At 49.6% G+C, this 22,950-nt stretch carries 17 protein-coding genes and 1 tRNA gene; 3 read left to right on the forward strand and 15 right to left on the reverse strand.

Features of this window, described 5'->3' with window-relative positions; all coding sequences use genetic code 11:
* Window positions 1–157: 157 nt before the first annotated feature.
* From alaS to AC0MA3_RS09015, 12 genes are all read right to left on the reverse strand, one after another.
* Entirely contained in the window at window positions 158–2,791 is a 2,634-nt protein-coding gene (gene alaS / locus AC0MA3_RS08960; RefSeq protein ID WP_474655908.1) for an alanine--tRNA ligase, read from the reverse strand.
* A 326-nt stretch (window positions 2,792–3,117) separates the two neighbouring features.
* Window positions 3,118–4,611: a MocR-like pyridoxine biosynthesis transcription factor PdxR gene (gene pdxR, locus AC0MA3_RS08965; protein WP_474655909.1), complete on the reverse strand. Its 1,494-nt coding sequence runs from the start codon at window positions 4,609–4,611 to the stop codon at window positions 3,118–3,120.
* Window positions 4,612–4,708: 97 nt separating this feature from the next.
* Window positions 4,709–5,923: a tryptophan synthase subunit beta gene (gene trpB / locus AC0MA3_RS08970; RefSeq protein WP_474655910.1), complete on the reverse strand. Its 1,215-nt coding sequence runs from the start codon at window positions 5,921–5,923 to the stop codon at window positions 4,709–4,711.
* An 11-nt stretch (window positions 5,924–5,934) separates the two neighbouring features.
* Window positions 5,935–7,353: a UbiD family decarboxylase gene (locus AC0MA3_RS08975; protein ID WP_474655911.1), complete on the reverse strand. Its 1,419-nt coding sequence runs from the start codon at window positions 7,351–7,353 to the stop codon at window positions 5,935–5,937.
* A complete protein-coding gene (locus AC0MA3_RS08980; protein ID WP_379160216.1) occupies window positions 7,350–7,655 on the reverse strand; it encodes a chorismate mutase in 306 nt (101 codons plus the stop codon). Before AC0MA3_RS08980 ends, AC0MA3_RS08975 begins: the two co-directional genes overlap by 4 nt.
* Window positions 7,656–7,666: 11 nt before the next feature.
* Complete coding sequence (locus tag AC0MA3_RS08985; protein WP_379160214.1) at window positions 7,667–8,266, reverse strand: anthranilate synthase component II; 600 nt, start codon at window positions 8,264–8,266, stop codon at window positions 7,667–7,669.
* Entirely contained in the window at window positions 8,247–9,746 is a 1,500-nt protein-coding gene (locus tag AC0MA3_RS08990; protein WP_474655912.1) for an anthranilate synthase component I family protein, read from the reverse strand. The genes AC0MA3_RS08985 and AC0MA3_RS08990 overlap by 20 nt, the downstream gene beginning before the upstream one ends.
* Before the next feature lie 23 nt (window positions 9,747–9,769).
* Window positions 9,770–10,111, reverse strand: a complete 342-nt coding sequence (locus AC0MA3_RS08995) for an AraC family ligand binding domain-containing protein (RefSeq protein ID WP_379160208.1) — start codon at window positions 10,109–10,111, stop codon at window positions 9,770–9,772.
* Between the two features lie 52 nt (window positions 10,112–10,163).
* Window positions 10,164–10,847 (reverse strand): flavodoxin family protein, encoded by a 684-nt coding sequence (locus AC0MA3_RS09000; protein ID WP_474655913.1) that lies wholly within the window; start codon window positions 10,845–10,847, stop codon window positions 10,164–10,166.
* Between the two features lie 28 nt (window positions 10,848–10,875).
* Entirely contained in the window at window positions 10,876–11,175 is a 300-nt protein-coding gene (locus AC0MA3_RS09005; RefSeq protein WP_474655914.1) for an AzlD domain-containing protein, read from the reverse strand.
* Complete coding sequence (locus AC0MA3_RS09010; RefSeq protein ID WP_379160198.1) at window positions 11,172–11,894, reverse strand: AzlC family ABC transporter permease; 723 nt, start codon at window positions 11,892–11,894, stop codon at window positions 11,172–11,174. The genes AC0MA3_RS09005 and AC0MA3_RS09010 overlap by 4 nt, the downstream gene beginning before the upstream one ends.
* On the reverse strand, window positions 11,854–12,675 hold the full coding sequence (locus AC0MA3_RS09015; RefSeq protein ID WP_474655915.1) for a B3/B4 domain-containing protein: 822 nt from the start codon (window positions 12,673–12,675) through the stop codon (window positions 11,854–11,856). Before AC0MA3_RS09015 ends, AC0MA3_RS09010 begins: the two co-directional genes overlap by 41 nt.
* Window positions 12,676–12,876: 201 nt before the next feature.
* On the opposite strand from AC0MA3_RS09015, the gene AC0MA3_RS09020 reads away from it, so the two are divergent.
* Window positions 12,877–12,950: transfer RNA gene (locus AC0MA3_RS09020), tRNA-Pro, on the forward strand.
* Between the two features lie 85 nt (window positions 12,951–13,035).
* Here AC0MA3_RS09020 and AC0MA3_RS09025 read toward each other — a convergent pair.
* Window positions 13,036–17,022, reverse strand: a complete 3,987-nt coding sequence (locus AC0MA3_RS09025) for a glycoside hydrolase family 10 protein (RefSeq protein ID WP_474655916.1) — start codon at window positions 17,020–17,022, stop codon at window positions 13,036–13,038.
* A 164-nt stretch (window positions 17,023–17,186) separates the two neighbouring features.
* Complete coding sequence (locus tag AC0MA3_RS09030) at window positions 17,187–18,377, reverse strand: Acg family FMN-binding oxidoreductase (protein ID WP_474655917.1); 1,191 nt, start codon at window positions 18,375–18,377, stop codon at window positions 17,187–17,189.
* A 230-nt stretch (window positions 18,378–18,607) separates the two neighbouring features.
* On the opposite strand from AC0MA3_RS09030, the gene AC0MA3_RS09035 reads away from it, so the two are divergent.
* Window positions 18,608–19,192 carry an LOG family protein gene (locus AC0MA3_RS09035; protein WP_474655918.1) on the forward strand — a complete coding sequence of 195 codons (585 nt, stop codon included), beginning with the start codon at window positions 18,608–18,610 and terminating at the stop codon, window positions 19,190–19,192.
* 104 nt (window positions 19,193–19,296) lie between these two features.
* Here the strand turns inward: AC0MA3_RS09035 and tyrS are convergent, their stop codons facing one another.
* Window positions 19,297–20,556 carry a tyrosine--tRNA ligase gene (gene tyrS, locus AC0MA3_RS09040; RefSeq protein WP_474655919.1) on the reverse strand — a complete coding sequence of 420 codons (1,260 nt, stop codon included), beginning with the start codon at window positions 20,554–20,556 and terminating at the stop codon, window positions 19,297–19,299.
* A gap of 545 nt (window positions 20,557–21,101) precedes the next feature.
* Here tyrS and AC0MA3_RS09045 point away from each other — a divergent pair.
* The gene (locus AC0MA3_RS09045) at window positions 21,102–22,748 is read left to right on the forward strand and encodes a cellulase family glycosylhydrolase (protein WP_474655920.1); all 1,647 of its coding nucleotides are present in this window, start codon (window positions 21,102–21,104) and stop codon (window positions 22,746–22,748) included.
* Window positions 22,749–22,950 lie beyond the last annotated feature (202 nt).

The raw sequence follows: 22,950 nt of genomic DNA on the forward strand, positions 1-22,950 counted from the left end.
TTTAAGCTATTGCAGATGTTCGCCGAAAGTGAATATTGACAAAAAATATACATTTTTCAGCTTTGTGCGTATAAAGCAGCGGTACTGATATATTGCTCTCAGTACCGCTGCGGCAACTCTCATTTCCGATTTCATGTACATCCGTCACTTTAGCAGCTTAAGCCAGGGCAGCTACAAGCTCCTCAGCCTTCAGAAGAGCTTCAGCCAGCTTAGAAGCGTCCTTGCCTCCGGCTTGCGCCATATCTGGACGACCGCCGCCGCCGCCGCCGCATACCGCTGCGATTTCCTTCACTAGCTTGCCGGCGTGGAAGCCTTTCTGGACGAGAACCTGAGGTACGGATACAACAAAGTTGACTTTGTCGTCCATAGCGGCGCCCAGCACGAGCACTGCATCCGGCAGCTTGGATTTCAGTTCATCTGCAGTGGAGCGCAGCGCATCCATATTGCCTGCTTGAACGGCAACAGCGAGCAGCTGTGTACTGCCGCCTATGGTTTTTACATTACCGGTCAGTTCAGCAGCAAAGGTCGCACTCAGCTTGGATTGCAACGATTCATTCTCACGGGACAGCTCACGCACTTGGGCATGCAGTGCATCAATGCGTTTTGGCACATCGTTCAAGGAAGACTTCAGCAGTCCTGCCGATTGCTTCAAAAGATCCAGCTGGCTTTCAGTGAACTGGTACGCATAACGTCCGGTTACCGCCTCGATCCGGCGAACCCCGGAACCAATGCCGCTCTCACTGACCAGCTTGAAGATCCCGATCTGGGAGGTGTTGGAAACATGGATACCGCCGCACAGCTCAAGACTATAATCACCAACCTGAACCACGCGCACGATGTTGCCGTATTTTTCGCCGAAGAGCGCCATGGCACCCATAGCCTTGGCTTCATCAATCGGCTTGTTCTCAATAACTACATCCAGGCCGCGCCAGATTTGCGCATTCACCCGGTGTTCAATGTCGCTCAGCTCTTCCGGGGTAATTGCCCCAAAGTGCGAGAAGTCAAAACGCAGACGTGCGCCTTCTACTAAAGAACCGGCTTGATTCACATGGCCGCCAAGCACTTCTTTGAGTGCCTTGTGCAGCAGGTGAGTTGCTGTATGGTTCTTAACAATGTCCTCACGCTGCTCACGGTTCACTTCAGCGCGGATACTGTCGCCCACTCTCAGCTCCCCGGCTTCTACGGTTACCAGATGAACATGCTGGCCATGCGGAGCTTTGAAAAGTCCGGTTACCTTGGCTGTCACCGAACCTCCGGTCAGAAGACCGGTATCGCTGACCTGGCCGCCGCTTTCAGCATAGAATGGCGTTGATTCCAGAATAACCTGGCAATCGGTACCTTCACCAGCGATGTCCACCAACGTGCCATCAGCTACAATAGCCAATATTTTAGACTCCGCTACGGAGTCAGTATATCCAACAAATTCACTTTTAACCGTCAGCTCAGCCAGCGGTCCTCCTTGGATCTTCATGCTGCCTCCGTCCTGACGGGCAGCTCTGGCGCGGTCACGCTGCTCCTGCATAGCGATGTCGAAGCCTTCGCGGTCGACGGTGAGACCCTGCTCGGAGGCAAAATCCTCCGTCAGGTCAAACGGGAAGCCATACGTGTCATACAATTTGAATGCATCAGCACCGGCAATGGCAGTCAGACCGTCAGCCTTTGCTTTGGCGCTGATCTCGCCCAGAATAGCCAGACCGTCGGACAACGTTTCATGGAACCGTTCTTCCTCGGTACGGATGATTTTGGCGATGTATTCGCGGTTTTCGACAACGGATGGATAGTAGACACCCATCACTTCGCCCACGGTCGCGGTAAGGTCGAACAGGAAAGGACGGTCCAGACCCAGTGTCTTGCCATAACGCACCGCGCGGCGGAGCAGACGGCGGATAATATATCCGCGACCTTCATTAGAAGGAAGCACGCCGTCGCCAACAGCAAACGTTACTGTGCGGATGTGGTCGGCGATTACTTTGAGGGCAATATCCTGTTCCAGGTTGTTCTTATAAGTTACACCCGCAAGCTTGGCTGTCTTTTGGATAATCGGCTGGAACAGATCGGTATCGAAGTTGGAGTCGACATCCTGCAGGATGGAAGCGAAGCGTTCCAGACCTGCTCCGGTATCAATGTTCTTGTTCGGAAGCGGCGTATAGCTGCCGTCTTTGTTGTGGTTGAACTGTGAGAACACCAGGTTCCACACTTCAAGCCAGCGTTCATTTTCCCCGCCCGGATACATTTCCGGATCGGACATGTCACTGCCGTAGGCTTCACCGCGGTCATAGAAGATTTCCGAACAAGGGCCGCAAGGACCTTCGCCGATATCCCAGAAGTTGTCGTCACCCAGCTTGATGATGCGCTCTGCAGGTAGCCCTACCTTTTCATTCCACAGCTTGAAGGCTTCTTCATCCTCTGCATATACCGTTACGGAAATGCGTTCCGGATCAAAGCCAATCCACTCTTTGCCGGTCAGGAACTCCCAAGCCCAGGTAATGGCTTCTTCCTTAAAGTAGTCGCCGATCGAGAAGTTGCCCAGCATTTCAAAAAACGTATGGTGGCGGCGTGTTTTACCTACATTCTCAATATCGTTGGTACGAATGCATTTTTGCGAGTTGGTCAGGCGGGGATTCTCAGGAATCTCCCGTCCGTCGAAATACGCCTTCAGCGGCGCCATCCCGGCGTTGATCCACAAAAGTGACGGGTCATTATGCGGCACGAGCGATGCGCTCGGCTCAATGCGGTGGCCTTTACTCTCAAAAAACTGCAGCCATTTGGAACGGATTTCACTTGCTTTCATCTTGTACAGCCCCTGTCTCAATGTTATTAAAAAACAAAAAAACGCCCCTGAATAAATTCAGGGACGATGATTATCGCGGTACCACCCTGGTTATCGCCATGATCCGTGAACTCACGGACAACTAGCAGACGATCGCCTTGTGCGGCTGTTAACGGGCGCCCCCGGCGGGATTTCCCCACACTCCGAAATCAGCTTTCCGCCGGCCTGTCTTCAAGGTTCTCACAGCCAATTGCGAATACTATCGCAAAGGAACCTCTTCTCTGACCAAGCCATTCTCCGGCGTACTTCATTTCATCAACGTTTTTTCCGATTTGCATTTTAACATTTCAAGTATAGCCAGCGCCCCTATTTCTGTCAATCTCAGGTACCTGATTTATTCTTCTGCATTCATTTTCTGCACGCGCTACCTGCTTGATACCCGTTCTTATTTGATTCTCGGATAAATTGGAATAGCCTAAAATAAATGTAGGTTTTTGGGGAACAGAGTTAATAAAATAATCAGATGCAGAATATATTTTAACTCCATACTGAAGAGCCTTCCCTGCAATCAATCTCTCCTCCACCGTTGTGTCCAGCTCAATGAGCAAGTGTAATCCGGCCTCGTCTCCAAATACCTTGACCCGTTTGCCGAATTCCTGATGTAAAGCGTCCACCAGACAAGCCCTGCGGGCGGCATATAGTTTGCCCATCCGGCTCACATGTTTGGCGTATTGTCCGGTTTGTATGAAATCTGCCAGCGCCTCCTGTTCCAGTGTAGGTGTCATCCGGTCCGTAATCCATTTGATCGCCAGAAAGGGCTCTATCAAGGAAGGGGGGAGAATGGCGTATCCAATGCGCAGCGCCGGAAACAGAATTTTGCTGAAGCTTCCTACATATACCACCCGGCCACAGGAATCCAGCCCTGCAAGTGCAGATACTTTTTGCCCGACATACCGGTATTCACTGTCATAATCGTCTTCAATAACGAGTGCTCCCGATCTTCTTGCCCATTCCAGAAGCTGAATTCTCCGGTTAAATGACATCGTCACACCCGTCGGGAACTGATGTGAAGGAGTTACGTAGAGAAGTTTGGGAGTTCTTGCTTCAATCTCCTGAACACATATTCCTTCTTGATCTACTCGTACAGGAATCACTTCCCCGCCTGAGTAGCTGAATATTTCCCTGAGCACATTATGGGTTGGGTCTTCAACCAGCACCTGATCCCCTTTGCTGAGACATAGCCTGGCAAGGATATCCAAAGCTTGCGTAGCTCCAGTTGTAATGACAATTTGCTCTGGCAGTGCGGGAATGGAACGGGTTGAACGCACCAATCGGGCAATCTCTTCTCTAAGTGTCAGGGAACCTTCTGCCGGTCCGTATGTAAGCATATCAGGCGTTGCCCTCCGGCATGCTTCAGTCAAAGACCGTTGCCAACGATCCATCGGGAAGACATCCCAAGCTGGCACACCATGACGAAAATCGTAAGGCACCGCTGATGCAGATTGTTCAACCGATACGAAATTCGGTGCTTTCGTTGCCACTTCACAAAGGTTGTTCACTTCAGTGCCGGGGTCTGTTTCTATACCTGCTGAAATTGCAGAAATGAATGTACCGGCTCCCTTCCTCATCTCCAGATACCCTTCTGCCTGCAGCTGCTCATAGGCTTGAAGAACAACGCTGCGGGATACTAGAATCTGCTCAGACAATAGCCGTGTTGAAGGAACCTGATCTCCGCTTCGCAAGCATCCGTTAGTAATAGCCTGTAGAATTTGCTCATAGACCTGTCTGGACAAGGATGTATCCAGTGTTTTATCGATTGTGATCAACAATTCGTATGCCAAGTAAAGCCCCTCCAACCCCTATGAGATATTTCTCTTTAAAATGGATTTAAGCCTCCGGGTCTAAAAACACCGAAGGCTTGATGTATATGGCTTTTTTCTATACTTCTTGGAGCTCAGGGCGTAACTGGAGCATGTCATATACTTGAGCAACATCCTTATCTCCCCGGCCAGAAAGACTGACCACAATGATAGCATCCTTGTTCATTGCTGGAGCAACCTTCATCGCATAGGCAACCGCGTGTGAGCTTTCCAGGGCCGGGATGATTCCCTCTGTCTTAGAAAGAGTCAAAAAGGCATCCAGCGCTTCTGCATCGGTAATGGAGACATATTCCGCCCGCTTAATATGCTTGTAATAACTATGTTCCGGACCCACACCAGGGTAATCCAGACCAGCTGCAATGGAGTGGCAGTTCTCGGCATCGTCCATGACATAACATCTGAAACCATGGATAACGTCCGGTTTGCCTGTGCAGAGTGGAGCCGCATGTATCCCGGTCTCGATCCCTTTTCCAGCCGGCTCTACGCCTACTATTGTGACACTGGGGTCATCTACGAAAGGATAAAACAAGCCTATCGCATTCGATCCCCCGCCCACACAGGCAGTGATCAGATCCGGAAGACGCTCTTCCTTCTTCAGAATCTGCTCTTTGGCCTCTCTTCCAATGATAGATTGGAAATGACGGACCATCAGCGGAAAAGGGTGAGGCCCAACCACAGATCCAATCAGATAGTAAGTATCTTCATAGTTCTGCGCGAAATCATCCAGCGCCTCATCCACAGCTTCCTTCAGGGTTCTGTTGCCGGACTTTGCAGCCACAACTTCCGCTCCCAGCATCCGCATGCGAAACACATTTAGAGCCTGGCGTTCAATATCCACCTCTCCCATATAAATGGTACAAGGGATATTAAACAAGGCACATACCGTGGCAGTGGCTACACCATGCTGTCCTGCGCCAGTCTCTGCTATGATTCTTTTGACTTTCATCCGGTGGGCAAGCAGGACCTGGCCAATGGTATTGTTAATCTTATGCGCTCCGGTGTGATTTAAATCTTCACGCTTAAGGTAGATTTTGGCCCCACCCAATTTATCCGTCAGCCGCTGAGCATAATAGAGCGGATTCGGTCTGCCCACATATTCATTCAGATAATAATGGAACTCTCGCTCGAATTCTTCGTCGTCCTTATATCGCTGAAAAGCTTCGTCAAGTTTATGGAGCGCTGCCTTCAGCGGTTCCGGTACATAACTTCCGCCAAACCTCTCCTGATCCTCTTCACCAAATACACCATCCGCAGTTACTTTGATAATACTCATAGAGTAACCTCCTATAGTTTTTGTGATGTGCAAAAAGAAGTTCTTACAAACTGGCTCTTCAATCTGTAGGGCACTGTGCAATCAAACACAACCTTGGTGGTCATGCCCGGCTTTGTAATCTGTGGAGACATGCCTGGGAATTGCGACGGGTCCAGATGGAAGCCATCAAGCCCCGGCAGAGTAATGATGTCAACATCAGCCTGAAAACGGGTAGTCATAGCCCACCACACTTCCTCTTCACTGAACAGGTTAACATCCTCATCTACCAGAACCACCTGTTTGATCATTCGGAATGACTGAAGGATCATCGTTCCGGCGAGTCTGACTGCGGAATCATCCTCTTCACTCTGTTTATGAAATTGAGCAAATAACAATAGTTGTCCTCCCCCGGCAGAACTGCAATAGGCATTCGTGATCCGGGGGGTCACATGACTGCGGACAAACTGCAGTACTCCGGCCTCCATCCCTACTGCCAATAGATTAGACTGTTCATACCCTGGACCAATCACGGTTTGAAATATGGGACTAGATGAGGAGGTGATGCCTGTAATCCTGACGACAGGCAGATGGGGATGCGCCTTCCCGTCATATCCCAGAAACTCCGGCATGGAATAGCCCCCGGGCTCTCCTTCAGGAGCGTATTCATGGGTGATTTCACCTTCCAATACATATTCCGCTTCGGACAAACAGTCTGCAGCAACAGATAAACAAGTGGAAACCTTAACAGGCTGTCTCCGTATACCGCCTGCAATAGCCAGTTCATTGAACCCTTTGGGGGCTACAGCACCCGTGCAGCAAGAGGCAATATATATAGCAGGGTCCAAACCGATGTTAATGGAGATTGGAAGCGGCACTCCCATTTCTTTTGCCGCCAGGTAGAAGCTCTCCAAATGGCGCCCGGGAACCATCCAGATCGTCAGTTCACTGCTGCTTTTCACCCATAAGCGATGAATGGAAATATTACTGTCACCCGTAAGAGGATGCTTTGCGACTACTAAGCCGAGTGTAATATAAGGCCCCGCATCCTTCACAGTCATTGTAGGAATAGGAAGCTTGGCCAGGTCAACGTCCGTATGAATCACTTGCTGACAGGGCGGTTCCTCACACTTTACAGGTTCAATAGGATGGTGTGCGGCATCCAGCAGGAAGTCTGCAATATATTGTTCATCTGCCCCCAGTAGGAGTGCACAACGTTTCCGGGTTCCAAATATTCCAACCAGCACCGGTTTGTTCACTGGCTTCACTTGTTCGAATATCACGGGTTTTCCCAGTCCTGTGGGCGAAGCGACAGGCACCCCACCTCCCTGCGCGGCGTACAGAGCAGCTAACTCATATTCAGCATCCACTGGCAGCTTATAACGCTGAGGTCCTTCACCCTGTTCATCCAAATATATAAGGGCCGATTGCAGATCATGAATGGCGGCGTTCAAACGGCAGGCTCGTCGGATTGCTCACGGTTGTGCAGATACTCAAGCTGCATATCCGTCAGAACGGTAATTAAAGTTCTGTAAGTAGCCACTGCAATCTGCGGTTCAAGACCTGCTTCCTCTGCAAGTTTGGCTACCTTATCCAGTACCTGCTGTACCCGGTCACAAGAGCGAACAGATTCTTCATCCGTTTTTAAAACCATGATTTTCTTAACGACCCGGGTTCTTTCAGCGAGCAAAGCTACAATCTGCCGGTCAATGATATCAATCTCTTGACGATGAAGTGAAAGGTTTTCTTGCAGCATATAGATTCCCCCTAGACAATTTGAGATGTAATTGAGCATGGCACATAGGTCGCAATGAAATTCTGAAAGATTTGAAATCCGCTTTCAGTACATACACTTTCCGGATGAAATTGAACGGATTCGATTGGAAACTCCCGATGCCGTAATCCCATAATATATCCATCATCTGCTGATTCTGCAGTCACTTCAAGACAATCCGGCAGCCCCTCCTGGCTCACAATCAAAGAATGATACCGCGTAGCCCGAAGCGGATGATGAAGGCCTGCGAAACAACCTTTGCCATCATGAATAATCTCGCTGGTTTTGCCATGCATGAGATGTTTCGCACCTATAACCTCGCCGCCAAAAGAAAGCCCAATGGCCTGATGTCCCAGACATACGCCAAGGATCGGAAGATATGCGCCATATTGCCTGATCAGCTCAACATAGCACGCGTCAGCCGGATGGCCCGGACCTGGACCCAGTACTACAAAATCTGGAGCCATACGCTCTACCAGACCGGGTCTTAATTGATCATTACGTACTACCTCCAGCTCCACTTCCGCTTTCATCAGATATTGGCAGATAATATATACAAAGCTATCATACGCGTCAACGACTAATGCTCTCATGCAGCACCTCCCTGCCTGTGATCGCCCAGAATAAGGCGCCCATTTTATGAAAAGTTTCACTCCATTCCTTCTCCGGCACAGAATCCGCAACCACTCCCGCAGAAGCCCGGATAGCATAGGAATGGGGTGCGCGATGAACCGCCGTCCGAATACAAAGAGCCATATTTACGTACCCGCTGAAATCAATAAACCCTACGGCTCCCGCATAAGCTCCACGACGCGTGGTTTCAAGCTCTTCTATAATTTCCATCGCCCGAATTTTCGGCGCTCCGGTCATTGTGCCTGCTGGAAAGGTGGCTGCTATAATGTCATACATGTCTTTGGAGTCCACTTGCGTACCGCTTACACTTGACACCAGATGGTTCACATGTGAGTACTTTTCGATCACCATCAGTTCCTCTACTTCCAGAGTCCCTGTCCGGCAGACCCGTCCAATATCATTACGGCATAAATCTACCAGCATAATGTGTTCTGCTACTTCCTTCTCATCCTTCTTCAAAGCCTCTATAAATCTCTCATTTTCTTCTGGAGTGGAACCCGTGGGACAAGTACCTGCAATCGGCCTCATCGAAATGTCTTGACTCTGTATTTTGATGTACAGCTCAGGACTAGCACCGATCAGAGTCATCTCTCCAAAGGAAGCCAGATACATATATGGCGAAGGATTACGGACCCTTAATCTCCGATATACGTCAACTGGGGTCATATGGCTCTCAATATTAATTTGATTACCTAGCTGAACTTGGTAGATATCTCCGGCTGAAATATACGAGAGAGCTTTCTTCACGTTATTTTGGTAGGCATGACGATCTATCGTGTATTCTACCGACAACGGCTCTATAACATCTGCTGACGTCTGGTTTACCTGCAAATCACCTTGATAAAACATATCGCAAATTTCCGCCTTGGAAATATAATCCCATCCATCGGCAGATTGGTTGAGAATTAGCCTGACCGACTTGTCGATCAAAGTATATTCAATTAACCCTTGATAAAGGGACAAGGCAAGATCCGGGACCGTTCCATCATTCGGAATATGACTCGGCAGACTTTCAACAGACCACGCCGTATCATAGCCCAAGTATCCAAAAAATCCGAAATAAAAAGCTTTTCCCTGTTCCGGAACGGAAATATTGAACCTGGACTGAACGAACCGCAAGAAATCCCATAATCCACTTCGTTCTTTCAAATGCAAAGCCCCGCCCTGAGAGATTAGCAGCCCTGCCTTCAGCGCACCCTGGCTTATCTGCTCAACAATGGACTCCATCCCCGTCAGTTGGATCTCTGTTGCAAATGCTGTAATGGTAAACAGGGGGTTAAACCCAATCAAAGTACTCTGTGCACTCTTGGATGGCCCGGATAAGGTTTCCAGAAAGTAGACATTCTGCTCGCCCAGCTGTTCCCGCAAAGATAAATAGGTCTCAAAGGGATCGTGAAACTCAATATCATGCACTTCAGTGTCTACTTGAATAGGATGCAAGATTCTTCACACTCCAATCTGATTTAGTCCATTTCATCCATAACAAACACTAGAGTCGGGCTGCCTTCCATCCCTTGTGACCGGTGCGGATCTCCATCAGGAATCACGAAGCCCATTCCAGGTCTGCAGGATACCTTCCGATCCTCGTAATGTATGGTGAATTCTCCCTGCAGTACATAACCCACATGCCCTTTCAGGCACCAGTGCTCTTCATTAAATCCCGGAGGAAGCTCTAGTAACCGCAGCCGCTTATTGCCGATATAACTGATTTTCACACGTCCGTTTGCACCCGGCTTTTCCCAACCTGTCCATTCCATGTTAGGAAAATCAATCCCTCCAAGAGCTTCCAGTTCCTTATTCGTCACAACCATCAACCTCACTTTTCATTATATGGATAACCTTATAGGGGTTATTCTCTTATACTAGCGGTGCCTGCAGACGCCGAAGCTCGTTCTCACATATTCTCCGCTCATTCTCTTCCTCACACTGCAGAAAGGAATGGTTCGTAATCTGCAAATAATGCTTCATGGCTGAGATCATATCAATCATCCGGTTGATCATTCTTCGGACAGAGTCCAGCCCCTCCAAATCACTGAATGCCTCATTAGCTTGTCCCGCATGCAGAAGAGCGGGGAAACCGCTCCCTACCATAATCATCCGATTCAGCAGAATATTGTTCACAATCTGGGAATGCACGTGCTGGTGATTGTAGCGCCGGCCAGTAATGATCGCTCCGCCTACTTTGTTTGTAAGGGGGCGTTCAAACCGGAGATAGCATACCCCTGAGCGTTCTATGAATATTTGCATGAGATGCCCCATCCCAAAGCCATGAACAGGAACCGCATAGATAATCCCTTCGGCCTTCTGCATCCTTTGCACAATATACTGCATGTCATCCGTCAGTTCGCAAGCGTTCTCCCGGTTATTGCAATCCCCGCAAGTTCCACAAGCAGAGATATTGAAGTCTCTTAAATTCAGTACAGAGAGATTTGCACCCCTTTGATTGGCAATTTGATTGCCATACTGAAGAATTTGGTCTGTATTCCCACCGATGCGGGTTGACCCGCATATTGCTAGCAGTTCTACCGGCTTAGTATCCATAGCTGAATAATCCTCCCACTATAAATAATCACAGAATTTTCACAATAACAGCCACGGTAACAGAAGCAATAATTACGCCAAACAAAGGAACCTTTCTTAGGAGTACAAGAATAATAGCGGCAATGCCCGCTGCAATCCCAACCATTGGGGCCTCTTCATCCACTTGAAAAATACCGGGAATGATTAATGCGCTGAGTACGGCCAAGGGGAGATTCTCCAGAAACCAGTTTGTCCGCTCTTCCATCTCCGGTTTCCTGACGAGCAGCAGCGGTGCAAACCGGAACAAGAAAGTAATCATGCCCATTCCCAGGATTAATAATATTGTCACAAGACTTCACTCCTGACCTTGTCTTCTTTGACAGGGAATATTCCACCTACGCATGCCCCAATGATCATGGCTACAACTACAGTTGCAGTTCCTAAGAGTGGCTGCAACAACCATGAGGAAGCAGCTGCTGTGATGCAGATCGCCAGGTTTCTTCTATCCCGCCGGATCTGGGGGATAACCAGTGCAATTAGCAAAGCGTACAGGGAAGTATTCAGCGCCGGCAGAATATCTGCGGGAATATATCCTGCGAGCAAGATTCCTGCATAAGTTGAGATTAGAGTGACGGCATATGGCGGGACCTCTAGCCCCAACAAGTAAGGAAGAGAATGATTACCTGAATCTTTCCGGTGTTTGTCTGACATCATGCTTACCGCATACACTTCTTCTGTTAGACCGAATCCAACAAGCCCCTTGTGCAAGGGGTTGGAATTCCGGTTCATCCTGGAGGAGAACGACATGCTGATAAAAAAGTATCGCAGGTTAATTACGAACGTAAGCAGTAAAATAATTGGTGCAGCGGTTCCCAATGCGAGCAGTTTGGCAGCTATAAACTGGCTTGCTCCGGCGTAGACCACAGCGGATAGAAGGAAGACCTCCAGGTCGCTTAAGGAAAGGGCTTTGCCAACCAAGCCGAAGGTAATACATGCCGGGATATATCCGATAACAATGGGAATGGAGTCAATGATACCCTTCTTCACTTGCTTCATAGGTTCTGTCACGATCCGAGAAAACCTCCCCAGTATGTAATTCAAAGGTATGCATCGGGGAATCTTTATGAATAAAAGCCCATTCAGATCGCCCTTCCCCGGTGAAAGGGTGCAGCAATTCATTTAAAAGGAACGTGGTTGCCTCTACCAGCACTCTAGCTTCTTTATGGACGGCTTCAATCGTAAACAGCATGCTTGAGGATTCCGTGGTGGTCTTAATATGGTCGCTCTGCCGCCAGTTCCAGCGCCGGGAATGGGCCCTTCCTGAATGATCCGCATAAATAATCTCACCGGCGGAAGGATTCTCATATTCTTCCACTTTCCCAATCGGCAAGAATTGCTCATTCCCCACAGCTCTTCTAATAACAAATTCTTGTACATCAGAGATATCACAGGAAGCTATGGGTGTGCGGCACTTCAAAGATATAGCATTGCATAAATTCACTAGCGTATTGATCCGTGCCAATGCCCCCTGTTCGACTACACGTCTTATGAGAGATTCTGCAGCGCAAGGGTATCTTGCGGGCTTGACACCAAATTGACTGTATACCTTACGCCAAGCAGCAATGGTGGGGATTTCGCTTACGGTATCTTTTTGCAGACCTGAGTTAATGATCTCCTGTTCCATATGAGTGAGCAGCGCATTCACTTCAGAATCCTTGTCTAAGTGTGCAATATGAGAAGTGGCGATCAGTCCAACATGTAAATCCGGGGCAATCTCAAAGACATCCTTTGAAAATTCAACCTTAAACGCTCTGCTGCTCTTATCTCTGCTAGTCTGGATTTGATTCATCTTGCTCCTCCTTCACTTTACTGCATTGCAGCGCTACATGGAATATTATACCTTATATTCACTTTATTTATAAATTACCAATTGTAAACCAATAGACCATACCAATTTTTACCTCATTATTATTTACAAACGCTTTCACAGAGGTGTATAATTTGTGTGTTTCATAGTTTCCCTGCCAGAAAATAAGGCGTTGTCTATTGTCGAGACGTAGCTCAGCTTGGTAGAGCGCTTGCTTCGGGAGTAAGAGGCCGCAGGTTCGAATCCTGTCGTCTCGATTACACAAAAAACAGCCAGTCACCGGAAAGATACCGGCGGTTGGCTGTTTTTTGTGTAAAGAATTCTTAGGTCTAAACGCTGTGCTTACAGCTTCCAAATGCGGTACACAAGGACTGCTGCTTCAGCACGGGTGAGCGGTTTGTTCGGAGCAAGCTTGCCGTTCTTGCCGTTCACGATTCCGTATTTCACCAAGGATGCCACACTCTCTTGGGCATAATCAGAGATTTGGTCCGCATCCGTATAAGCACTGAGTATTCCGGTGCCACTGCCCTTCTTGCCGGCAGCTGCCAGAGCACGGGAAGCGATCACCATCATATCCTGGCGAGAGATGGTATGATCCGGTTGGAAGGTGTTGTCTTCATAACCAGAGACGATGCCTAGCTCCTTCGCGGCAGCAAGCTCTTTGCTGTAATACGCGTCAGACGGAACATCGCGAAATACAGCTTGATCCTGGGCTACTCCTCTCAGCTCAAGGGCCCTCACAAGGAGCGCGATGAAGTCGCCTCTCTTCATAGAAGCTGCTGGAGAGAAGCTGCTCGGGGAGATGCCCTGGATAATATCACGTGCAGCTAGGGCGGACACTGCCTGCCGTGCCCAAGCTACGTTCCCCAAATCTTCAAAACCCATGGGCACATCCACTACAGCATAAGTACCAAATTGGGCGGTTTGAAAAATAAGCGCTCCACTTCCTGCGTCATATCGGCCATTAGGAATTGGGATCATGCTGCCATTATCAACGAGGTGCAGGGCCACCAGCGAATCCGGATGGCTAAGCTGTTCCCCTGTTAGTGTGTAGGGAATAGAAACCTTAACAGCCGCATTCGGGTTGTTCCATGTCATCACCTGACCGCCAGCAAGCACGTTCAGATCGATCACTGGACCACTGCCAATCTGATCCAGGGCTGCCGCAGGCAAACGGTCTTTGGAGACTTCTTTTACACGGATAGACACGTACTCCATGTTATCGGTTATGCTGGTCAGCATGTTGCTTGGAATCTCAAGGGTTGCCCGGTCTGTCTTCAGCAGTAGGACGAAGTTCTCCTGACCTTTCAAACTCGCAGCCGGCAGTTGTACTTCATACGATAGAGCATTAGCCTGCTTCGGTAAGTCGATAATAATCTGTTTCTTACCATTTGCCGCTGGAGCAGCTTGCTCAAGCGCTTGGTTCAAGACGTTGCCCGAGATCGCTGCCTTAGCCTCTCCACCCTCAGTCTTCACTTCAGGTTTAATCGTAACCACGCCGTCCTTGCTCGCAACGCTTCCTGTCCCTTTGTTGGTACCGACGGCTGCTGTTGCTGTTGGTACCGGTGTTGGGGCTGGTGTGGCTGCCGGCGTGGCTGCCGGTGTTACTGTTGGAGTCGGCTCTGAATTGGCAGGTTTACTGGATAAGGTCAGCAGACCATACACAGAGGTATCCTGATAGCCATTGCCGGTCGTATCATTCCATGCGGCAACACTTTGACGGGCGCCGTCCTTGGCATCATTGATCTGTACGTCAAATCCGATTTTCTTGTCATTGCTTGCTGTTATTGTTCTGAAAGGAATCTTCACTTCGACCGTGTAGTTGGTTCCGGCAACCTGGGTAGCGGATTGGAAACCTTCGGCGATGCTGGCCGGACTGAAGGTTGTTTCGTTGTCAAAATTCACTCGGAATTGTCCGTCATCGTCTTGATAAAACGTTGTTTTCCCGTTGTTTTCGTCCAGGAAGATTTCAACGGAATCCTGTTCCCATACGTTTGCACTGCTTTTGTCGAGCTGGGCATCGCTAACCTGGATTAATACGTACAGATTCTGATCATCCCAGAGGGTTCTGGCCACACCACTTGCACCCTGCCAAGCCATCTGGTACCGGTTAACCTGCATTGGAACTGCGTTGCTCCAGACCGCGTCCACGGTCCCGTCCACCACAGGTGTGGCATAGTTCGCGGTGGACTGGTAGGCATCCTTGGTATCTGGCTGATGCTCTCCCATGAATTTCACAGGATCAATAACGCCATAGTAAGCCGGCTTGGCTTGCAGGTTCTTATCGAACAACAGCGGATTGGATTCGGATCTCCAGCTCGTATGGTCATCCATTCCCCAGAAGGTCACGCGCCCGATATGGGTGGCATGCGCTTTGAAGATACCCATCAGTTGTGCGTAGAGATAACCTTGGGCATCCGCCAGCTTGTCAGAAAGTTGATGATTGCTGCCAGCCTGAATGTCCAGCTCAGTAATACTCACTTCTACGCCCAGGGAAATAAACTTCTCCAAGGTCAATTTAACATTCTCTGGGTTCGTATTCACATTGTAGTGCGCCTGCATGCCGATGCCGTCAATCAGGCGTTTTCCCGGATGTGTAAGCGCATATTTTACGTTGATATCCGAGACCATATTATAAATGGCCTGTGCCTTATTCTGATTATCTTCATTGTAGTCGTTGTAATACAGCTTGATATTCCAACTGGGATGTTCGTCCAGTACTTCTCTCGCCGCCAGAAAGGCCTGCTCCAAGTAGTCGGGTCCAATGGCATTATACCAAGGAGATTGACGGAGCGATCCTTTCCAATCGGAGGGATTCGCCGGGTTATCATTCATCGCTTCATTAACGACATCCCAGGAGATGACCCTGTCGCCAAAATGCTCCATGACGGTTCGGATATGGGTTCTCAAGTTAACCAATGCTTCGTCCCTTCCCAAAGGGATGGTGTTGCCTTCCGCATCCTTGCCTGTATTCATCCACACAGGAGACTGCTGATGCCATACCAGCACATGCCCATGCATCTGCATCCCTTCAGCCCGAACCTTATCTACCATGGCATCCGCTGTCTCAAAGGTGAATACCCCCTTTACCTGCTGCAGGGCATCCGGTTTCATGGCGTTGCCTGCGGTGGCCACATTGTGATGCATTGTTAGGAGCTCCAGCCGGACACCTTCCAGATCCTCGCTAGAGATCGCGTTGCCGATCAAGAAATCGTTTTGATAGGCATTTTTTACAGGAACCAGATCCTTCTGTATGGCAATGGGGCCTGTGCCGGTTTTCTCAAAGCTGATGTCGTCGATATAGAAGGACGCAGTTGCATTATTGGAGCTTTCGACATAGAGGGTCAAATACTCCCCGCCTACACTGTTATAGCGGTAGCTTCCCTCAAACTTTACCCAGCCGTCGCTGGTGCTGATGGTTTTGGGTGAAAGAGCCACATAATTGGCACTGCTGCCACTGCCGGTCTGTGTGGATAGCTGGAGCTGGGAGCTTGCGGGATCGATCAGCTTGACCCAGGCCGATATGGTATATTCGCTTCCCTTGTCTACATACTTCTCCACACGCAATGAAGGCCCGTTCCAGGTAGCAGATCTGTTCTCTACCTTTAAGGCATAAGAACCGCCCTGAGTATGGTTATCCTCCCCTGAGAGGGTCAGCTTCTCCGTCCCGGCTCTGCCCTCGAAGCCACCCGTAGTCTGGTCTTCAAAGGTAATGGTATTGAAAGGCAGCGCAGGATCTCTTGGCGGTTCTTCGCCCCCGCCCGAAGCTCTCTTTTCGGTAATCAAGAGGTCCCCGATGTAGAAAGAAACGACAGCTCCAGCTGTATTGGAATTCATGCGCAACGCCTGATCTTTACTGGTATCCACGGTAAATTCTTTAGTCAAAGTAACGGCTGAGCCTGCTTCATAAGGAGTTTCTGCATAATTCCCATAGCTGCTTACAGTTTGAAGTGCAGCATTTGCACCAACCAGTAGAGTTACCCCCTCATCTACATAGACGACAGCGGTCACTGTGTAGGTTTTTCCATTTACGAGTCCGAGACTGCTGAATTTGAAATCAGCCGCATCCCAGTTGTTCACCCTGTTGCTTACGTATAAAGCTGCTCCGTCCGCATTGCCGTCAAAAACCTTACCGGTGACAGCCGTCAGGCTTGCGCTACCCGATTGAACAGCCTGGCCTGCACCACCTGCAAAGGTTTCATGATAAACCGTTACGGTATCTTCTTGCTGCAGGGGTTCAGCTTTCACAACCGGAGCGAGCCAGCCGAACGGAATAAGCAGGATAGCCGCCAGAAAGGCTGGAAAGACCTGTTTGAACATTTTTCTCATGCGTTGCACTCCTCTGTATGGATTTGGGATGAATGAATTAAGCGCTTACAACTATGAAAGAAGACGCGCCCCCTTTCTCAACCCAAATCGTAGCATACAGAAAAAGAGGCGTCTTACTCAAAATTAAAGAATGTATCGTGGTTTTTTTAGATCATTCGCCATGGCTAGTCTGCAATAAGCTCCGTAACCTCTCTTCTCATACTCAGCGGAGTCTCCCGTGTCTGCTGGCCCATGCGGACCAGAAGCTGAATCGTCTCACCACCCGGGGCATACTCCTTGTGAATTCTTGTGTAAAGCTCTTTCATCTCAGGGTATTCCTCCAGCACCTGACTCAGCGGCTGCATCACCAGTCCTTGCTCATGACCTGCCAGTATCAGCCTGCTGTAGAACATGCCTGCCTTAACCTGGCTGGTGCGGCTATTGTCCTTGCTCAGAATCAGGGCATACGCCGGTGAGTGGTCCGCTGCTTCCCGGGCCGACTGAACGGCAAGCTTGGTGGATGCTTTCTCATTATTCATGGACGGAAAGAGGGTGATTAGTCCCTGAAGAAGATGTTTTTTCGCACCTGTGGTCCCTTGCCCTTCGAATGAGAACCCGTAGCGGTATTGATTCTTCTCATATTCATTGGAACGGAAGATGCGTGCCGATTCCTCATTCATCCGCGTAAGGCCGGTTTCAATAGCTGTGCCCTCTACTCCATAAGCTCCCAGCTTCTGAATGCTGGCTGAATCCGTCAGTATAGTTAGGCTTAAATCCTTATCGTCATTCGTCTGCTTCAGCTGTTCTATCTGCTCCGGCGTTAGCGGATCAGGCTTATAGGCCAAACGGTTCGTGTCCGGCAGAAACATGGAGTCGAACAGCAGATTCACTCTAGGCGCTGTCTTTACCAGTGTAATTTCCGCCACAGCCTTCTGCTTCATGCTCTCGCTTAAGTTCTGCTCATCATATTCCCCGTTAGGGAACAGCTTCATCTCCGCCTGATACCCAAGCTGCTCACTGGCAATCCTAAGGTATTCCAAAAAAGTACCCTGGGAGACCAGCGTCTGACGGGCGAATGGGTCTGATTCCAGTGCAAGTCCCGTATAATCTGTATATAAAGAGAGCTTAAGTGGATTGTGCTTGTCCAGGCGAATTGTCCAGGGCTGCATATTGTGTCCATTCGCTGCCAGGAGCCCGTACGCTGCCACTTGCAGGCGCGGATCTTCGAATTGGCTGGCATAATCCCGTTTCCAGGGGTCCAAATATTTCGCCTTCTTGAATGCACCGCTTGCCGTATATAACACCCCGACCAGTAACACGAACAGAACAACGACTGACAGCAGTACGATCATTGATCTTTGAGTACGCTTGCTCATAGCCATCTCCCTTATCTATCTATAATTTATGAACCTATTCCCATTCAGACGTAAGTGTCTTCCCGGTTACAATGACAAGACGCACATTTTCAAGGGTTCAGGACATGAATTGCCGCCTTCTATTCATACCGGTGTGCAATAAGTTCATTGATGTGCTACCGTTAAGAAGTGTGCTCCGGGAGACCGCTTCCGGTGAGTGAATTCACTATGCAAAGGAGAGTTATTCACCTATGAAAAGTATCGCTGTATTTTGCGGATCACGTGACGGAGCTTCTCCCGTCTACAAGGAAAGCGCCCATGCGCTGGGTCAAGCGCTTGCTGAACATGGCATCACCCTGATCTACGGCGGAGCCACTGTTGGCCTCATGGGCGAGGTGGCGGATGCCGCGCTGGGTGCCGGCGGTAACGTTATCGGGGTAATCCCCCATTTTCTCAAAGGCCGGGAAATCGAGCATAAACAGCTCACGGAACTGATCGTGGTGGATTCGATGCATGAACGCAAATTAAAAATGTCGGAGCTGGCCGAAGGATTCATTGCTTTACCGGGCGGGCCGGGGACGATGGAAGAATACTTTGAGATTTTTACGTGGGCACAATTGGGGCTGCATCAGAAGCCTTGCGGTATATTGAACATACAGCATTATTATGATCCGCTGATTTCCCTGTTTGACCAGATGGCCCGGGAGCAATTCATGCTGGACAAACACCGGACTATGTTTCTCACCGATACAACACCTAATGGGATTCTAGAGCAATTCGCTACCTACTCTCCTCCTTCTGTAAGGACTTATCTCACAGACGAACAGCGTACCTGATCGGGAATACTTTTTATGCAGCTAAAAAAGTAAGGGAGTGCATACAGCCATGAATATGGCTGTGCGCACTCCCTTTTTGGCGAACTGATATCCAGGCACCAGCTCTAGGCCAGCTTCACCAGACTGTAATTCTTCTTGCCCTTGCGGATGATGATAAAACGCCCGCCGATTGCATCTTCGGCAGTTACTTCCACCCCAAGATCGGTCACGCGCTCACCGTTCAGTGAAATCGCTCCCTTGGTGATATCTTCACGGGCCTGACGCTTGGACGGCTCAATCCCCAGATCGACCAGCCAATCCACGATATTCTTCGAATCCCTGCCAGATGTGAAGGTCGGCATTTCCTTAAATCCTTCCTCGATTTCCTCTGCCGTCAGGGAACGGATATCTCCGCTGAACAAGGCTGCGGTTATACGCTTCGCCTGTTCCAATAACTCCTCACCATGAACGAACCGGGTCATTTCTTCAGCCAATGCTTTCTGCGCTTCGCGCTTATGCGGTTCGGTCTGCACCTTCTCCTCCAGTGCGGCGATTTCCTCCTGGGTCAGGAAGGTGAAATATTTGAGGTATTTTACCACATCACGGTCATCGGCATTTGCCCAGAACTGATAGAACTCATATGGCGTTGTTTTTTTCGGATCAAGCCATATCGCGCCGCCTGCGCTTTTACCGAATTTGGTGCCGTCCGATTTGAGCATCAGAGGGATTGTAAGGCCGAATACCTTGGCGTCCGCACCTTCTTTTTTGCGGATCAGATCCAGGCCGCTTGTAATATTGCCCCATTGGTCGGAGCCGCCGACCTGCAGCTGCACATCCTCATGCTGGTACAAATGCAGGTAGTCGAGCGACTGCAGAATCTGGTAGGAGAATTCCGTGAACGAAATCCCGCTGTCCAGACGGCTCGATACCACATCTTTGGCGAGCATAGTGTTGATGCTGAAGTTTTTGCCATAATCTCTTAGAAATTCGATGACGTTAATCTTGTGGGTCCAGTCATAGTTGTTGACCATACGCACCTGATTGTCGCTATCGGTCACAAACAGCTTCTTCATCTGTGCTGTCAGTGCATTCACATTCGCCTGTATTTGTTCCATGGTCTGCAGGGTACGCTCACTCTGGCGGCCGCTGGGATCACCGATGGTTCCCGTTGCCCCGCCAATCAATATGACCGGACGGTGTCCGGCAAGCTGGAAGCGTTTCAGCACCATGAAGGGAATCAAATGGCCGATATGCATACTGTCGCCCGTTGGATCCACACCGCAGTAGAGTGAAACTGCCTTCGTGTTCGTTAATTCCCGCAGTCCTTCTGCATCGGTCTGCTGATTGATGGCATCGCGCCATTCCAGTTCATCAATAATGTTCAAGCTGATACAGCCCCTTTGTTATGATTTTGGTATTTGTGGGAGATCAGGAAGCAACAAAAAAATCGCCCCCTTGTCTATTCAGACACAGGGACGATTATCATTAACCGTGTTACCACCCAAATTGCGCAGTCCGCCTGACGGCAGGGTCTGCACCACTCACAGCGAGGTATCGTTCGCTTGATCTCCGCTTGGCATTACCCAAGATACTCCAGAGTGTAATTCGCAGTCCATGTGTGTGCCAGGGTTCCATCCCCCCCGGCTTTCTGTAACAGGGACAAAGGCTGCTACTGTCTCGTTCATCGCATATCAGTTATAAGATTACTGAAAGTATAGTCAATTCAAAATTTGTTGTCAATGCAGGCAGGCATGTCCTCTATAAAATTAAATTTTTGTTATCATTTTTACATAACTATTCCCAAACAAACCTCTATATGTTATGTTGGATATATATGGATATTGGGGGTGGTCTGAGCCAGGTACCTCATACACTTCGGGGAGTATGCAGAATTAGATGGCAATTCAAATCCGCAAAGGAGGAACTATCCATGAAACTGAGTAAGCATTTTTCGTTCCGCAGCTTTAGTGTTTTGGCTCTAACGTGTGTCCTCATCCTCTCCCTCTCGCTCCCCCAGAAGCAGGCAGCAGCCGCGGGAACTTCCGTCAAGGGTTTTCATGTAAGCGGTACCAAATTGATTGATGCCACAGGCAGCCCCTTTGTTATGAGAGGGATAAATCATGCGCACACATGGTATAAAAACGACCTGGCAACAGCCATTCCTGCCATAGCAGCCACCGGCGCAAATGTAGTGCGGATCGTGCTCTCTGATGGGGGCCAGTGGTCTCTCGACAGCCTCTCCGATGTACAAGCTATACTTGCCCTCTGTGATCAGTACAAGCTGACAGCCATGCTCGAGGTACATGACGCAACCGGCTCGGATAATGCTTCTACACTGAATGCGGCCGTCAACTACTGGATCAGCATCAAGGATGCGCTAATCGGTAAGGAAGACCGGGTTATCGTCAATATTGCCAATGAATGGTTCGGCTCCTGGGGCACGCCGGCCTGGGCCAGCGGTTATCAGTCCGCCATTCCAGCCCTTCGGGCTGCAGGCATCAAGAATACGCTGGTCGTGGATGCCGCAGGCTGGGGACAGTACCCATCCTCTATTTTCACTAGCGGGAACGCTGTGTTCAATTCCGATCCGCTGGCTAACACGATTTTTTCCATTCATATGTATGAATATGCCGGAGGATCAGCAACAACAGTAAAGAGCAATATTGACAACGCCCTGGCCATTGGGGTGCCGGTCATCGTCGGAGAGTTCGGCTGGAAGCATACCGGCGGAGATGTCGATGAAGCGACCATCATGAGTTACGCGCAGGAAAAGGGTGTAGGCTGGTTAGCGTGGTCCTGGTATGGAAACGGCGGTGGGGTCGAATATCTCGATCTGGCCAGCAGTCCTGCCGGCAGCCTCTCGGATTGGGGGAAATCCGTTGTGAACGGTGCCTATGGCCTGAAGGCAACCTCTGTGCTCAACAAAATCTATACCACACCCGGTTACGTGCCTGTTCCGGACAACGGAACAACACCTGCACCTTCAGCTACCGTGACACCGACTGCAACACCAACACCAACGCCGACAGCAACACCGACAGCAACATCAATACCAACAGCAACACCGACACCGACACCCACTGCCACTGCAACTTCAACTCCAACAGTTGCGCCAACAGCGGCCCCAACAGGTCTTGCACTCTATTACCGCACCGCTGATACGAATGCAACGGACAACCAGATCAAACCCCATTTCAATATCAAGAATAACGGTACCTCCGCCGTCAGCTTAAGCGGACTGAAAATCCGTTATTATTTCACCAAAGACGGGTCACAGACGCTGAATGGTGCGGTTGATTGGGCACAACTGGGTGCTGCCAACATCACCCTTGCCTTTGGAACAGCAAATGCCGCAGGTGCTGATTCCTATGTTGAAGTCGGCTTTACCCCGGGAGCAGGCCTTCTGCCGGCTGGAGGGCAGACCGGAGATATTCAACTGCGGTTATTCAAAAGCGACTGGAGTAATTTTAGCGAAGCAGATGATTATTCGTTTGATCCCGCCAAAACGGCTTACAGCACCTGGAATCATGTAACCCTATATCAAAATGGCATCCTCGTATCAGGCTTACAGCCTTAAGCACGGTTATTACAATCTGAATCCAACCGAAAGGGGAGTACCGGCAGCCGCATCGCGGTCCGCAGTACTCCCCTTTGCTTATGGCTTCCCTGACAGCGGGACGTGACAGAAGCGCTCCTCCGATTCTTCAAATAAGCAACGGCTGGTGTATAATGCAAGAAGCATCTCTGACATTCACTGGTGTAGTGATACATAAGGTTAA

Source organism: Paenibacillus sp. LS-5 (genome assembly GCF_056121505.1).

Bases quoted from the DNA above. Each gene is read 5' to 3' on its own strand.
- alaS (WP_474655908.1), bottom strand. From the start codon at position 2,791: ATGAAAGCAAGTGAAATCCGTTCCAAATGGCTGCAGTTTTTTGAGAGT.
- AC0MA3_RS09030 (WP_474655917.1), bottom strand. From the start codon at position 18,377: ATGAGCAAGCGTACTCAAAGATCAATGATCGTACTGCTGTCAGTCGTT.
- trpB (WP_474655910.1), bottom strand. From the start codon at position 5,923: ATGAGTATTATCAAAGTAACTGCGGATGGTGTATTTGGTGAAGAGGAT.
- AC0MA3_RS09035 (WP_474655918.1), top strand. From the start codon at position 18,608: ATGAAAAGTATCGCTGTATTTTGCGGATCACGTGACGGAGCTTCTCCC.
- AC0MA3_RS09025 (WP_474655916.1), bottom strand. From the start codon at position 17,022: ATGAGAAAAATGTTCAAACAGGTCTTTCCAGCCTTTCTGGCGGCTATC.
- AC0MA3_RS08985 (WP_379160214.1), bottom strand. From the start codon at position 8,266: ATGAGAGCATTAGTCGTTGACGCGTATGATAGCTTTGTATATATTATC.
- AC0MA3_RS09015 (WP_474655915.1), bottom strand. From the start codon at position 12,675: ATGAATCAAATCCAGACTAGCAGAGATAAGAGCAGCAGAGCGTTTAAG.
- AC0MA3_RS08980 (WP_379160216.1), bottom strand. From the start codon at position 7,655: ATGCTGCAAGAAAACCTTTCACTTCATCGTCAAGAGATTGATATCATT.
- AC0MA3_RS09000 (WP_474655913.1), bottom strand. From the start codon at position 10,847: ATGGATACTAAGCCGGTAGAACTGCTAGCAATATGCGGGTCAACCCGC.
- AC0MA3_RS09045 (WP_474655920.1), top strand. From the start codon at position 21,102: ATGAAACTGAGTAAGCATTTTTCGTTCCGCAGCTTTAGTGTTTTGGCT.